At 70.8% G+C, this 12,116-nt stretch carries 13 protein-coding genes; 4 read left to right on the forward strand and 9 right to left on the reverse strand.

The window, feature by feature from the left end:
• Positions 1–3 precede the first annotated feature (3 nt).
• Entirely contained in the window at positions 4–387 is a 384-nt protein-coding gene (locus tag D3105_RS14695) for a winged helix-turn-helix transcriptional regulator (protein WP_118903656.1), read from the reverse strand.
• A 143-nt stretch (positions 388–530) separates the two neighbouring features.
• Between D3105_RS14695 and D3105_RS14700 the strand changes: the two genes are divergently transcribed.
• Positions 531–941, forward strand: coding sequence for a RidA family protein (locus D3105_RS14700; protein ID WP_118903657.1), 411 nt, complete (start codon positions 531–533; stop codon positions 939–941).
• A 36-nt stretch (positions 942–977) separates the two neighbouring features.
• Here D3105_RS14700 and D3105_RS14705 read toward each other — a convergent pair whose 3' ends face one another.
• The 5 genes from D3105_RS14705 to D3105_RS14725 form a co-directional block, all read right to left on the reverse strand.
• The gene (locus tag D3105_RS14705) at positions 978–1,469 is read right to left on the reverse strand and encodes an ATP-binding protein (protein ID WP_118903669.1); all 492 of its coding nucleotides are present in this window, start codon (positions 1,467–1,469) and stop codon (positions 978–980) included.
• A 96-nt stretch (positions 1,470–1,565) separates the two neighbouring features.
• Positions 1,566–2,009 carry a response regulator gene (locus D3105_RS14710; protein WP_030089012.1) on the reverse strand — a complete coding sequence of 148 codons (444 nt, stop codon included), beginning with the start codon at positions 2,007–2,009 and terminating at the stop codon, positions 1,566–1,568.
• The gene (locus tag D3105_RS14715) at positions 2,006–3,637 is read right to left on the reverse strand and encodes a sensor histidine kinase (RefSeq protein WP_118903658.1); all 1,632 of its coding nucleotides are present in this window, start codon (positions 3,635–3,637) and stop codon (positions 2,006–2,008) included. Before D3105_RS14715 ends, D3105_RS14710 begins: the two co-directional genes overlap by 4 nt.
• Positions 3,627–4,892, reverse strand: coding sequence for a PP2C family protein-serine/threonine phosphatase (locus D3105_RS14720; protein WP_118903659.1), 1,266 nt, complete (start codon positions 4,890–4,892; stop codon positions 3,627–3,629). The genes D3105_RS14715 and D3105_RS14720 overlap by 11 nt, the downstream gene beginning before the upstream one ends.
• 171 nt (positions 4,893–5,063) lie before the next feature.
• The gene (locus D3105_RS14725) at positions 5,064–5,957 is read right to left on the reverse strand and encodes an RNA polymerase sigma factor SigF (RefSeq protein WP_118903660.1); all 894 of its coding nucleotides are present in this window, start codon (positions 5,955–5,957) and stop codon (positions 5,064–5,066) included.
• Positions 5,958–6,143: 186 nt separating this feature from the next.
• Here D3105_RS14725 and D3105_RS14730 point away from each other — a divergent pair, with 186 nt between their 5' ends.
• Positions 6,144–7,628, forward strand: a complete 1,485-nt coding sequence (locus D3105_RS14730; protein WP_118903661.1) for an SDR family NAD(P)-dependent oxidoreductase — start codon at positions 6,144–6,146, stop codon at positions 7,626–7,628.
• Positions 7,629–7,986: 358 nt separating this feature from the next.
• Complete coding sequence (locus D3105_RS34555) at positions 7,987–8,163, forward strand: hypothetical protein (RefSeq protein WP_165891014.1); 177 nt, start codon at positions 7,987–7,989, stop codon at positions 8,161–8,163.
• A gap of 14 nt (positions 8,164–8,177) precedes the next feature.
• Here the strand turns inward: D3105_RS34555 and D3105_RS14735 are convergent, their stop codons facing one another.
• The 3 genes from D3105_RS14735 to D3105_RS14745 all read right to left on the reverse strand — a co-directional run bounded on the left by D3105_RS14735 (position 8,178) and on the right by D3105_RS14745 (position 11,093).
• On the reverse strand, positions 8,178–9,632 hold the full coding sequence (locus D3105_RS14735) for a lipase maturation factor family protein (protein ID WP_118903662.1): 1,455 nt from the start codon (positions 9,630–9,632) through the stop codon (positions 8,178–8,180).
• Between the two features lie 91 nt (positions 9,633–9,723).
• A complete protein-coding gene (locus D3105_RS14740; RefSeq protein ID WP_118903663.1) occupies positions 9,724–10,236 on the reverse strand; it encodes a DUF1990 family protein in 513 nt (170 codons plus the stop codon).
• Complete coding sequence (locus tag D3105_RS14745; RefSeq protein ID WP_118903664.1) at positions 10,233–11,093, reverse strand: YndJ family protein; 861 nt, start codon at positions 11,091–11,093, stop codon at positions 10,233–10,235. The genes D3105_RS14740 and D3105_RS14745 overlap by 4 nt, the downstream gene beginning before the upstream one ends.
• A gap of 169 nt (positions 11,094–11,262) precedes the next feature.
• Here D3105_RS14745 and D3105_RS14750 point away from each other — a divergent pair.
• Positions 11,263–12,116, forward strand: an 854-nt coding sequence (locus tag D3105_RS14750) for a DUF6777 domain-containing protein (RefSeq protein WP_118903665.1), incomplete at its 3' end; no start/stop codon positions are given.

Consider the following 12,116-nt stretch of genomic DNA (forward strand, 5'->3'; position numbering starts at 1 on the left):
CGCCTAGGACGCGTCGAAGGCGCGGCGGGAGGCCTCGATGTGGCCGATGTGCTCATGGGTCCAGTCGCACATCACATGGACCGTCCGCCGCAGGCCCTGCCCCGGCTCGGTGAGCGTGTACTCGACCCGCGGGGGCACGGTGGGGTGTACGCACCGTTCGACGAGGCCGTAGCGCTCCAGCATCCGCAGGTTCTGGGTGAGCATCTTGTGGCTGATGCCCTCGACCTCGCTCCGCAGCTCGCTGAAGCGGAGGGTGCCCTCGCCCAGGGCCTCGATGATCAGGAGCGCCCACTTGTTGGCGACGTCGGAGAAGATCTCACGCGCCAGCGAGTCCGCGCGCCGCAGATCCGCATCCTCGGGCGAGCCGCTGAACTGCTTGGTCACCATGAGGTTCCCCCGTCACCGAAAAGTGCGTTCTTCCTTGTCGACGCACACTCTCCTACGGTTTCTGAGTAACCACAAGTGACCGACATCCGTCCGGTCCGGTGGAGAATCGGGGGCACGGCCCCCGGAACGAGGAGGCGAGAGGTATGGCCATCACCCTGGTGAACCCGAGCGGACTGCCGGAGATAGGCGCCTACCGGCAGGTGGCGGTCGCGACCGGATCGAAGCTGGTCTTCATCGCCGGGCAGGTCGCCTGGGACGCGGACGGTGCCACGGTCGGTGCGGGCGATCTCGCCGCGCAGGTCGAGCAGTGTTACGTCAACGTCGGTACGGCCCTGACCGCGGTCGGCGGCACCTTCGAGGACGTGGCGAAGCTGACCGTGTACGTCGTGGACTGGACGCCCGAGAAGATGCCGCTGTTCATGGAAGGTGTGACCCGGGCCGCCGCGCGACTGGGGACCACTCCCGTGGCGCCCGGCACGCTGGTGGGCGTCGCGGCTCTGGACATCCCCGACCACCTGGTCGAGGTCGAGGCCACCGCCGTGCTCGACTCCTGAGAGGGAGCGGGCCGTGTGAGGGGGAGTCGGCCGGGCTCAGATGCTGAGCTGGAACTCGGCGCGGATCCGCTTGCCCACCGGAACCCGCTCGGCGGTGAGCCGGTCGCAGAGCGCCACGACGATCTCCATGCCGTGGCCGCCGAGGCGGGACGGGTCGGGGGCGTACAGCACGGGCATCGCGGTGCTGCTGTCGTAGACCGTGACACTGATGCGCTCCGCGTTGCCCTCCAGTTCCAGCATGTAGGGCCCGTGGCTGTAGCGGTCGGCGTTGGTGACCAGCTCGCTGACGGCCAGCATCAGATCGCTGCGCGTGTGTTCGCCGATCGGGGCGAGGCACTCCACTGCGAGCCTCGTCAGGAAGCGGTCGGCGAGCGCACGGGCCAGCGCGATGCAGCCCGGCTCGCCGTCGAAGACCTCGGCGCTGAGCAGAACCTCGGCCGAGGGCGATTCCTCGACGGAGGGCGGTACCTCGACGGAAGCCGGCCCCTGACCCGGTTCTTCCGGTGGGGAGGTGACCTGTTCGTTCATGTGCTCCAGCCAGGGCGCCGCAGTGAGGTCGGAGACCTTTTCCGCCAACCGTCTACCCGTGGCGAAGGATCCCACTCCAGGAGATCCGGACCGATCCTACGCACGTCCGGGCAACCGCACCACGGTCACGAAGAACTCGTCGATCTGGCGGACCGCCGCGATGAACTGGTCGAGGTCCACCGGCTTCGTCACGTAGGCGTTGGCGTGCAGTTTGTAACTGCGCAGGATGTCCTCCTCGGCCGAGGAGGTGGTGAGCACGACCACCGGGATGAGGGAGAGCTCGGGGTCGCCCTTGATCTGCTCCAGCACCTGCCGGCCGTCGTACTTGGGCAGGTTCAGGTCCAGCAGCACCAGGTCGGGGCGGGGGGCCTCGGTGTACTCGCCGCGCCGGTAGAGGAAGTCCAGCGCCTCCTGCCCGTCACGCACGACGTGCAGGGTGTTGCGGATCTTGTTGTCCTCGAAGGCCTCACGGGTCATCAGCTCGTCGCCGGGGTCGTCCTCGACGAGCAGGACCTCGATGGGCTGCACAGGGGTGTTCACGAAGCGTCTCCCGACTGGCTGGTGAGCTGGGCGTGAGCGAGCAGCTCCGCCGTGGTATGGGTGGGCGCCTCGGGCGCGACCGGCAGGGTGAAGTGGATCCGGGTGCCTTCGCCCGGTTCGGGCTCCAGCCAGATCCGGCCACCGTGGAACTCGATGATCTTCCGACAGAGTGCCAGACCGATGCCCGTGCCGTCGTACTCGTCGCGAGCGTGCAGACGCTGGAAGATGACGAACACCTTGTCCGCGAACTCGGGCGCGATGCCGATCCCGTTGTCCGACACGGTCAGGTGCCAGTTCTGGTCCTCGCGCTCGCAGTCGACGGTGATCCGGGGCGGGCGGTCGGGGTGGCGGAACTTCACGGCGTTGCCGACGAGGTTCTGCCAGACCATGGTGAGGGCGGTGGCGTCCCCGACGAGCTCCGGCAATTCCTCGGGCCGCTCGACGACCGCCCCCGACTCCTCGACCGCCGCGGCCAGATTGCCCAGGGCGCGATCGAGCGACCGCCCCAGGTCGACGGGCTTCCAGCTCTCGTGGACCCGGCCCACCCGCGAGAAGGTCAGCAGGTCGTTGATGAGCACCTGCATCCGCTTGGCGCCGTCCACCGCGAAGGCGATGTACTGCTTGCCCCGGTCGTCCAGCTCCCTCCCGTACCGCTTCTCCAGGAGCTGGCAGAACGAGGCGACCTTGCGCAGCGGTTCCTGGAGGTCGTGGGACGCGACGTACGCGAACTGCTCCAGCTCGGAGTTGGAGCGGCGCAGTTCCTGCGTCTGGTCCGCGAGCAGGTCCTCACGCTTCTTGGTCTCGGCCAGCTCGTCCGAGAGCCGTTGGCGCATGTTCTCCACCGCCCCGGCCACGGCCTGAACGTCGGATGGGCCCTTGATCTCGATCCGTTTGTCGAAGGTTCCTGAGCGCACCGCTTCGGAGGCGGCGCGGAGCCGGTTCAGCGGCACGCCCACTATCGTCCGGAGCAGCAAGCTCAGCGCCACGATGGTGAGAACGAGAACGCCGAGCAGGATACCCACCACCCAGTCGCGGGTGGACTGCGCGGCGTTCAGGTCGGCCCTCGCCCGGTCACGGGCCTCGGCCAGCCGCCCCTGCTGGGCGGTGTACGCGCGCCGGAGGCTGTCGAACTCCGTCTTGCTGCTCTGGAGCTGCGCGGTGGTGCCCGAGCGGCTGGGGCCACGCTCCCGGACCGCTGCGATCAACGGCTCGGCCTTCTCCTGGCGCCAGCGGTCGGCCGCGGCCTGGACGGCGTCCAGATCCTTCGCGAGCCGCTCGTCGTCACCGACCAGGCTCCGCGCCATGGCCAGCCGCTCCCGCTCGGCGCTCTTGCCCGACTCGTACGGCTCCAGGAAGGACCGGTCACCGGTCAGGGCGAACCCCCTGACCCCGGTTTCCTGGTCGAGCAGGGCGTTCTGGAGCTGGAACGAGACCGATCGCGCCGGCTGGATACGGTCCACCAGGTCGTCGGTGCGATCCGACATCCGGGACAGCACCAGGCCGCCGATCACCAGGCAGCCGCAGACGACCACGACGAAGCCACCGAGTATCAGATGGACCCAGGACTGCACCGACAGCCGGGAGGCGATGTCCTTCGCCGGTATGTCTTTCGCGCTGTCAGTGCTCATCGTCTTCCGTTCTCCAACCCAGGTGCAGTACGGCCACATCGTCCGCGAGCCCGCCGTACGGCGCGGCCCCCTCGGCGGCTCCCGCCACCAGGGCATCGACGAACGCGGAGGCCGGCAGATGCCCGTTGGCCTCCGCCATCGCCAGCAGCCCCTCCTCGCCCAAGCGGCTTTCCGGTCCGTTGCGCCCCTCGAAGAGGCCGTCGGTGAAGAGCACCAGACCCGCCCCGGGCGACAGCGGAATGTCCACCGTCGGCCATCGGCCCATTCCTGGCAGCAGCCCGAGCGCCATGCCGCCTTCGGGCTCCACCCACGTCACACCGGCGCCCTGGCGCAGCAGCAGGCCGGGGTGACCGGCCCGCAGGACCTGGACGCTTCGCCGGTCCGGGGGGAACACCAGGGAGGTGACCGTGGCGAACACGTGCGCATCCGAGCGCTCGGCGACCAGGATGTCCTCCAGCAGGGCGATCTGCTCGACGTGGGACGTGCCGCACAGTACCGCGGCACGCCAGGCCACCCGCAGACACACTCCGAGGGCGGCCTCGGCTGCGCCGTGCCCGGAGACATCGCCGATCACCGCGTGCACGGTGCCGTCCGAGGTCTGGACGACGTCGTAGAAGTCACCGCTCAGCAGCCCGTGGACCCGCCCCGGCTCGTAGCGGGCGCGCGCCCGGAACAGGTCGTCCCGCAGCAGAGGGACGGGCAGCAGACCGCGCTCCAGCCGGGCGTTCTCCTGGGCCATCAGCTGGTTGGCGCGCAACGCCGCAGCCGCCCGTTCCACTTCCTTGCGCTGCAGGGCGTAGCGGATCGCGCGCGAGAGAATCTCGGGACCCAGACGGCCTTTCACCAGGTAGTCCTGGGCGCCTCCGGCGACCGCGCGGAGCCCTGTGCCCGAGTCCTCCAGGCCGGTGAGGACGACGATCGCGGCCTCGCCGTCGGTCTCCAGGATCTGGCGCACGGCGTCCAGGCCGTGGACGTCGGGAAGATGAAGATCGAGAAGCACGCAGACCGGTGCGGTCGAGGCATGCAGGAACCTACGGGCTTCCCCCAGCGTCTTGCACCAGGTGAGGGCGGAGTCCAGCTCGCTGTCGGCGAGCATCTCCTCGACGAGCAGCGCGTCGCCGGCGTCGTCCTCCACCAGCAGGATCGTCGCGGTCCACAGCGGGGACTCGGGGTGGTGAGGGATGCCGACCTGCTGGGTGGGGATGCCGGGCGTGTCCGCAAGGATCTGCGACGTGCCCACGGGTGACTCGGTCAAGCCTTCACCCTCTCGTGCGACGGCACGGTGCATCCGGCCTGATCATCGGAAAGCATATGCGAGGAACAGACCCCGTCGGCCCCCGCCCGGAAGAGCGGACGGCACGAAGCCGCCCGCCCGGAGGGGCGGACGGCTTCGGACTCGGGACGGGACTCGAAGGGTTCGAGGGTTTCACGCCTCGACGCTCATACCCTTGCGCAACTGCTGGACGATCCGGCTGAGCAGCCGCGACACATGCATCTGGGAAACTCCCAGCTCAGCCCCGATCTGCGACTGCGTCATCTCCGCCCCGAACCGCATCTGCACGATCCGGCGCTCGCGGTCGTCGAGCTGCTCCAGCAGCGGGGCCAGGGTGTGCAGGTTCTCGACGGTCTCCATGCCCGGATCAGCCTCGCCGAGGACATCGGCGTACGCCCTCTGCTCCTGGCCGGAGTCGCTGTCCGCGGACGGGGTGTCCAGCGAGCCGGCGGAGTAGCCGTTGGCGGCCACGAGCCCCTCGATGATCTCCTCCTCGGGGAGGTCGAGGTGGGCGGCCAGCTCCTTGACGGTGGGGTCGCGGTCGAGCTCGGCGGAGAGCTGCTCCTTCGCCTTGGCGAGGTCCACCCGCAGCTCCTGGAGCCGTCGCGGCACGTGCACGGACCAGGTCGTGTCGCGGAAGAACCGCTTGATCTCCCCGACGATGTAGGGCACGGCGAAGGTGGCGAACTCGACCTCGCGGGACAGGTCGAACCGGTCGATCGCCTTGATCAGGCCGATCGTGCCGACCTGGATGATGTCCTCGGTGTCGTCGCCGCCGCGGTTGCGGAACCGGGACGCGGCGAAGCGCACCAGCGAGAGGTTCATCTCGATGAGGGTGTTGCGCGCGTACTGGTGCTCGTGCGTGCCCTCCTCCAGGACCTGGAGCCGGTCGAAGAAGATCTTCGACAGGGCCCGTGCGTCCTGCGGGGCGATCTTTCCGGCGTCCTCGACCCAGGGCAGCTCTCCGGAGACGTCCGCCGTCCGCACGCCGGTCCGGTCGTCGCTCAGCGGCGTCGTCCCGGTGGCTCGCGCTGACATCGCCGTCATGGTGTCACCCTCCCTGCTGCCCAATGTGTCGGACGGTCGCTTGCCCGGTTCCCGCGAAGTCATGCGTGCCATCTTCCGCTTTTTTCGCCCGAACGGAGCAGTGGCCCGCGCATGGCAAACTTGAGCGGGGTGTTTCGGCCTGCGGTGACCCACTGCCCGCGGCGAGAAGATGACAGAGGAACGGCAATGACGGTGACAGAGGACAGCCCGGAGTTCGCTCCCGGGATCGAGGATTTCGGTCCCGGAATCGACCCGGAGCGGCTGGCCGTCTGCCTGAGCGTGCTCGAGGAGCTCGACAAGATCGAGGTGGACCACCCGGACGCCATCCTCGTCCGCCGCGCCACCGCCGGGATCTACCGCACCGTGAAGCAGCGCCGCCGCCAGGAGCGCCGCGCCGCGAAGACCGCCCACGACCGGGCCGTCACCGAGGCCACGGCGACCGGCTCGGCCGAGCGCATCGACGACGAGACGCAGGGTGTGCTGCCCTCCTCCTCCGCCCAGGCCGAGATCGCGGGAATCCTCCAGCGACCCAGGTCCTGCTACATCTGCAAGACGCGTTACGTCGAGGTCGACGCGTTCTACCACCAGCTCTGCCAGCCCTGCGCCAAGGAGAACCGCGCCCGTCGCGACGCCCGTACCGACCTGACCGGGCGCCGTGCGCTGCTCACCGGCGGCCGGGCGAAGATCGGCATGTACATCGCGCTGCGGCTGCTGCGCGACGGCGCCCACACCACCATCACCACCCGCTTCCCCAACGACGCGATCCGCCGCTTCAAGGCGATGGAGGACAGCGACGAGTGGATCCACCGGCTGAAGATCGTCGGCATCGACCTCCGCGACCCGGCGCAGGTCGTCGCGCTGGCCGACTCCGTCGCCGCCGAGGGGCCGCTGGACATCCTGATCAACAACGCCGCCCAGACCGTGCGCCGCTCCCCGGGGGCCTACAGCGAGCTGGTGAGTGCGGAGTCGGCGCCGCTGCCCGCGGGCGAGCTGCCCGCCGCCGAGGTCATCGGCACCTTCAACAGCGGTTCGGTCGACCGGGTCGCCGCCCTGCCCAGCGCCCGCAAGGAGGGCCTGAGCGCCCAGGAGGTCACCGACCTCGCCCTGGTCACCGGCTCCGCATCGCCGGCCAGGATCGCCGCGGGCACCGCGATCGACGCGGGCGGCCTCGTCCCCGACCTGCACGACACCAACAGCTGGATCCAGACGGTCGACGAGGTCGAGCCGATCGAGCTCCTCGAAGTCCAGCTCTGCAACTCCACCGCACCGTTCATCCTGATCAGCCGGCTGCGCCCGGCGATGGCGGCCACCGCGGCCAAGCACGCGTACGTCGTCAACGTCTCCGCCATGGAGGGCGTCTTCAGCCGTGGCTACAAGGGTGCGGGCCACCCGCACACCAACATGGCCAAGGCCGCCCTCAACATGCTGACGCGCACCAGCGCCCAGGAGATGTTCGAGAAGGACGGCATCCTGATGACGGCCGTGGACACCGGCTGGATCACCGACGAGCGCCCGCACCCGGACAAGATGCGCCTCGCCGAGGAGGGCTTCCACGCTCCCCTCGACCTGGTCGACGGCGCGGCCCGGGTCTACGACCCGATCGTGCGCGGTGAGGGCGGCGAGGCCCTCTATGGCTGCTTCCTCAAGGACTACGCCCCGGCGAACTGGTAATCCCGACGGCCCAACCGGCCCGACGGTCTCCGCGCGGCGGCCGGGAACCCGGCCCAGGATGATTCCTGGGCCGGGTTTTCGCTTATCCGGTGGCCGAAAGTGACCTACCGCACACGTTCTATCGAGCGCGGAGGCGCTCATTTGGTTACGCTGAGGCGAACGGACACCATCGAGGGGCCCACGAAGGTTCCTCGACCGTCCTGGGACGCGGTCGGTAACCCGGCCGCTGTTCCGCCCCGAACCGGCGCCACCGCGACCGAGATATCACCATCCCTGCCCCGCTCGGGGCGGTCGCGCTCCGGCATCGGTGCCGGAGCGTCGGCGACGCCCTGGGTGACGCGACACAGAGGAGTGCGCGGTGACGACACCGGAACTGACCGAACGCGAAATGCGCCCCGCCGAACGGATCTCGGGGCGGCCCGGCCGCCCCGAGAAGCTGCGGAACATCGAGGTCTGGGCCAGGTCCGCCCCCATCCGGCTCGCCGGATACGAGGACGACCTCGCCGAGCCGCACATCCTGCCCGGCATCGACTGACCCCCCGAGGTCTCCTAGCGCGCCCCGCGGCCCGTCCCCCCGCTCCTCCGCTCCGGCGGCAGCGGCCGGGAGACGGGCCGCAGGAATTCCCGGACGTAGGTGCGGTGCCACCAGCATCCGGTGGCCCGCAGCTCCCGGAGCCCGGTGAACCGGTAGCGGAACACCCGGGCGCGCACCTGGCGGGGCGGTGCGTCGGGGAACGGGTTGTGGCCGAGCAGCCGGAGAGTGTCCCGGTCGCCCTCCAGCAGCCGGTCGACGAAGGGCCCGAACCAGGAGCGGGCGTAGGCGGGGGAGAGCGCCGCGAACCACATCATCCAGTCGAGCCGCAGGTGGTACGGGGCGAACAGGCGCGGCAGCCTGCGCGGATCGCCCGGCTTGCCGCGGAAGCCGTACTCCCGCCACTCCGCGCCCCCGTGCGCCACCGGATCGGCGCTGCCCTCCACCACGACCTCCAGCCGCATCCGGCTGATCGAACCGAACGCGCCATAGGTGTTGACCAGGTGCAGGGGATCGTAGGACCGGTTCATCGCCTGCCGTCGCGAGACCAGATTGCGCGCCGGGCGGTAGCTGAGCACCAGCACCAGGGTGGTCACGGCGATGACGACCACCTCGTACCAGAGGGGCGGCGCGACCTGGGCCGGCGGCGGCCCGGCCAGGGGAGTCCAGTCGATCACGGAGAGCGCCAGCGCGATCGTGAGCCAGTTCAGCCAGGCGAAGTTCCCCGACAGGACCAGCCAGAGTTGGGTGAGGGCCATCAGCCCGGCCGCCGCGCTCGCCACCGGCTGCGGGGTGGACAGCAGGAAGGGCACCAGCAGCTGGGTGACGTGGTTTGCCGCCACCTCCACCCGGTGCACGGGCCGGGGCAGATGATGGAAGAACCAGCTCAACGGCCCCGGCATCGGCTGGGTCTCGTGGTGGAAGTCCAGACAGGTCAGCTCACGCCAGCACGCGTCGCCCCGCATCTTGATCAGCCCCGCGCCGAACTCCACCCGGAACAGCAGCCACCGCAGCAGCCACAGCACCAGGACCGGCGCGGCCGTGTCCCCGGTGCCGAGGAAGATCGCCAGGAACCCCGTCTCCAGCAGCAGCGACTCCCAGCCGAATCCGTACCAGACCTGCCCCACCTGGACGATCGACAGATACAGCACCCACGGCAGCGCCCAGAGCAGCATTCCGCCCCACAGCGGCAGCAGACCGTCGAGACCGGCGATCAGCGCCACCGAGACGGCGCAGCCGCTCCAGGCGACGGCGGCGAAGAGGCGGTCGGAGTAGCGCAGCCGGAAGAGTCCTGGAGCGGCTCGCCACGGGGTGCGCCGCAGCAGTTCGGGGACGGGCAGCATGCCGCGCTCGCCGATCAGCGCCCGGAACTGGAGGGCGGCGGAGAGGAAGGCGACCAGATAGACCACGGCCAGGGCCCGCTGGAAGATCAGCCGGCTCAGCCAGTAGCCGTCCGCGGTGAACCATTCCATCCCTGCCAGTATCGGCCGACGGGCGGCCCGGGGCTTCCCGCCGGTCGAGGCCGGCCGGTCTCCGGGGCCCTCCGCTCGCGATCCGGGCCCGTCAGCCCGCGGCGACGATCCGGCGGAGCGTACGGCCGAGCCTGCGCGCGTACCAGTGCTGCACGACCGGCACCAGCGGCCCGGCGAGCCGGGCGTACCAGGAGGCGGGGCGCGAGAACGCCAGGACGGTGAACCAGACCGTGCCGTCGTCCGCGAGGTCCACCACGAAGCACTCCTCGCCGCGCTCCGGATGCCCGGCCAGGGTGCCGTAGCCGAAGCCGGTGCGGCCGCCCTCCCCGTACGCCGTCCAGATCACCTCGCACGGGGCGGTGAAGCGCAGCGGACCCAGGCCCAGGGAGACCCGGACGCTTCCGCCGGGTTCCGCGCGCCGGGCCGAGGCCTCCACCCGGGCGCCCGACGCGCGGTGCATCCGCCACTCGGTGACCGCCGCGCCGGCAGCCGCGAAGTCCGCCGTGCCCCGGCCGACCCGGGTGCGGTGGTGGAGGTGGTGGTAGCCCCGGGGGAGGGGGCCGAGGCGGGTCGCGCCGACCTCCGGGTAGGTGAGGGTGCTCATGCGGTCCTGCCTTCGGGGTGGGTGTGGACGGCGGTGCGGGAGGGATCGTGGGCGTGGATGCGCCGCCAGGCCAGCAGTGAGCAGAGCACGAAGCCCAGCGCGTTGCCGAGGCCATGGGTGGCGGCCATCCAGGTCAGGCTCGGGTGGGGGAGTCCGGTCGCCTCGCCGAGCGCCCAGCTGAGCGCGAGCAGCATCGTCGCCACCAGGACGGCGGCGGAGGAGAGCAGCAGGAACCGTGTCGTCCGGTCCCGCCCCTCCTCGCGTCCCATGCGCCAGGTCAGCAGACCAACGGTCCACATCCCTCCCGTCAGGACGACCGCTCCGGCGAGTTCGGCCCAGTCGCCGAGGAAGTACCCGACGAGGACGAGGAGGGTGCCCAGCGGCACGCTCAGTGCGGCGAAGCGGCCCGCAGGGCCGTCGGAAACCCGGCAGACCAGCCCGGCGATCAGGGCGGCGGCGAATCCGGCGAAGTGGAAGTGCGGGACGGTCAGCGCCAGGATGCCGAGATCGAACCCGAACAGCTCGTGCCCCGAACGCTCGGCGACCAGGGCGGTCGCGGCGACGGCCGGGGTGACCAGCGCGGTGAGCAGGGCGATACCGGCCGGGTCCAGGCTCCGGCCCCGGGCAGCCCGGTGCGGGGCGTGCAGGGCGAGCAGCACGGTCCCTGCGGCGTAGACGCAGGCGAGCGCGGTGGCCGTGGCCCCGCGCGGCAGCCAGAGGGCGAGCGCGCCCGGCGCGGCGAAGAGCGGCCAGAACCGGCGGATCCGCTCCAGCTCCGGTTGTCCGGTCAGCCGCAGACCCGCCGGCACGACGACGAGCATGCCCAGCATGACGATGGCGTTGACCAGTGCGGACATGGCTTCCCCCCCTTGTTTGAACGTGTTCAACTCGCTGCTGTGAGCGTAGAGGATCAGTTGAACGCGTTCAAGGCGGGGGTGGCGGGCGTCTGTCCGCTTGCGGGACCGTGCCCCGTGCGGCACAGATGGTCACACCGAACCGTTCCCCCGGGACAGGCAGGAGAGCTCTGTGCGCTCACAAGGACGTTTCCGGCGTACCGCGCTCGCCGCGCTGTCCGCCGGGGTGCTGCTCGCCGTCGCCGGCTGCGGCGAGGGCGGCGACCGTACGGCGAAAGGCACCACGGGCACCGCGGAGGCCAAGGACGTCCTGCTCCAGCCGGTCACGTCCCCCGGCCCCGGACCGTTCACCGCGTCCACGGCGCGGGCGACGGACTCCCTGTCCCCCAGTGGCGCACCGGACGACGAACCGGACTCCGACACCCGTACGGTCCATCCGGTCTCCGGCGCCGTCCCCGGGCTCTACGGCGGCACCCGATCGGTCGCCGCCTGCGATGTCGAGCGGCAGACCACCCTCCTGACCGACGACAAGAGCAAGGCGAGCGCCTTCGCCGATGCGGCCGGCATCGAGGCCGTGCAGATCCCGGGCTATCTGAAGTCCCTCACCCCGGTCGTCCTGCGTGCCGACGCGCAGGTCACCAACCACGGCTACAGCGCCGGATCGGCCACCGCCTTCCAGGCCGTGCTCCAGGCGGGCACCGCCGTCCTCGTCGACAGCCGCGGAATGCCCCGGGTGCGCTGCGCCTGCGGCAATCCGCTGGGCCCGCCCGTGGTCGCCGACGGGAAGGTCGCCCACCGGGGCGACCGCTGGCCCGGCTACGACCCCGCGCGCATCGTGGCCGTCGAGCCCGGCGTCAAGGCGGCCGCGAGCCTGATCATCGTGAACGCCGACGACAACACCTGGATCGAGCGGGCCATGGGCGACAGCGGCGGCCGTGACCGGGTGCCGGACGACCCGCCGCCCTTCGAGCCGGACGCCGACCTGCTCTTCCCGTCCCCGGGCCGCCCCTCCGAGCCCCCGTCCCC

It is taken from the genome of Streptomyces globisporus (assembly GCF_003501885.1).
GTDB lineage: Bacteria > Actinomycetota > Actinomycetes > Streptomycetales > Streptomycetaceae > Streptomyces > Streptomyces globisporus_D.

Coding starts and splice junctions, on each gene's coding strand:
- D3105_RS14695 (WP_118903656.1), bottom strand. CDS start 387: ATGGTGACCAAGCAGTTCAGCGGCTCGCCCGAGGATGCGGATCTGCGG.
- D3105_RS14700 (WP_118903657.1), top strand. CDS start 531: ATGGCCATCACCCTGGTGAACCCGAGCGGACTGCCGGAGATAGGCGCC.
- D3105_RS14705 (WP_118903669.1), bottom strand. CDS start 1,469: ATGAACGAACAGGTCACCTCCCCACCGGAAGAACCGGGTCAGGGGCCG.
- D3105_RS14715 (WP_118903658.1), bottom strand. CDS start 3,637: ATGAGCACTGACAGCGCGAAAGACATACCGGCGAAGGACATCGCCTCC.
- D3105_RS14725 (WP_118903660.1), bottom strand. CDS start 5,957: ATGACGGCGATGTCAGCGCGAGCCACCGGGACGACGCCGCTGAGCGAC.
- D3105_RS14730 (WP_118903661.1), top strand. CDS start 6,144: ATGACGGTGACAGAGGACAGCCCGGAGTTCGCTCCCGGGATCGAGGAT.
- D3105_RS14735 (WP_118903662.1), bottom strand. CDS start 9,632: ATGGAATGGTTCACCGCGGACGGCTACTGGCTGAGCCGGCTGATCTTC.
- D3105_RS14740 (WP_118903663.1), bottom strand. CDS start 10,236: ATGAGCACCCTCACCTACCCGGAGGTCGGCGCGACCCGCCTCGGCCCC.
- D3105_RS14745 (WP_118903664.1), bottom strand. CDS start 11,093: ATGTCCGCACTGGTCAACGCCATCGTCATGCTGGGCATGCTCGTCGTC.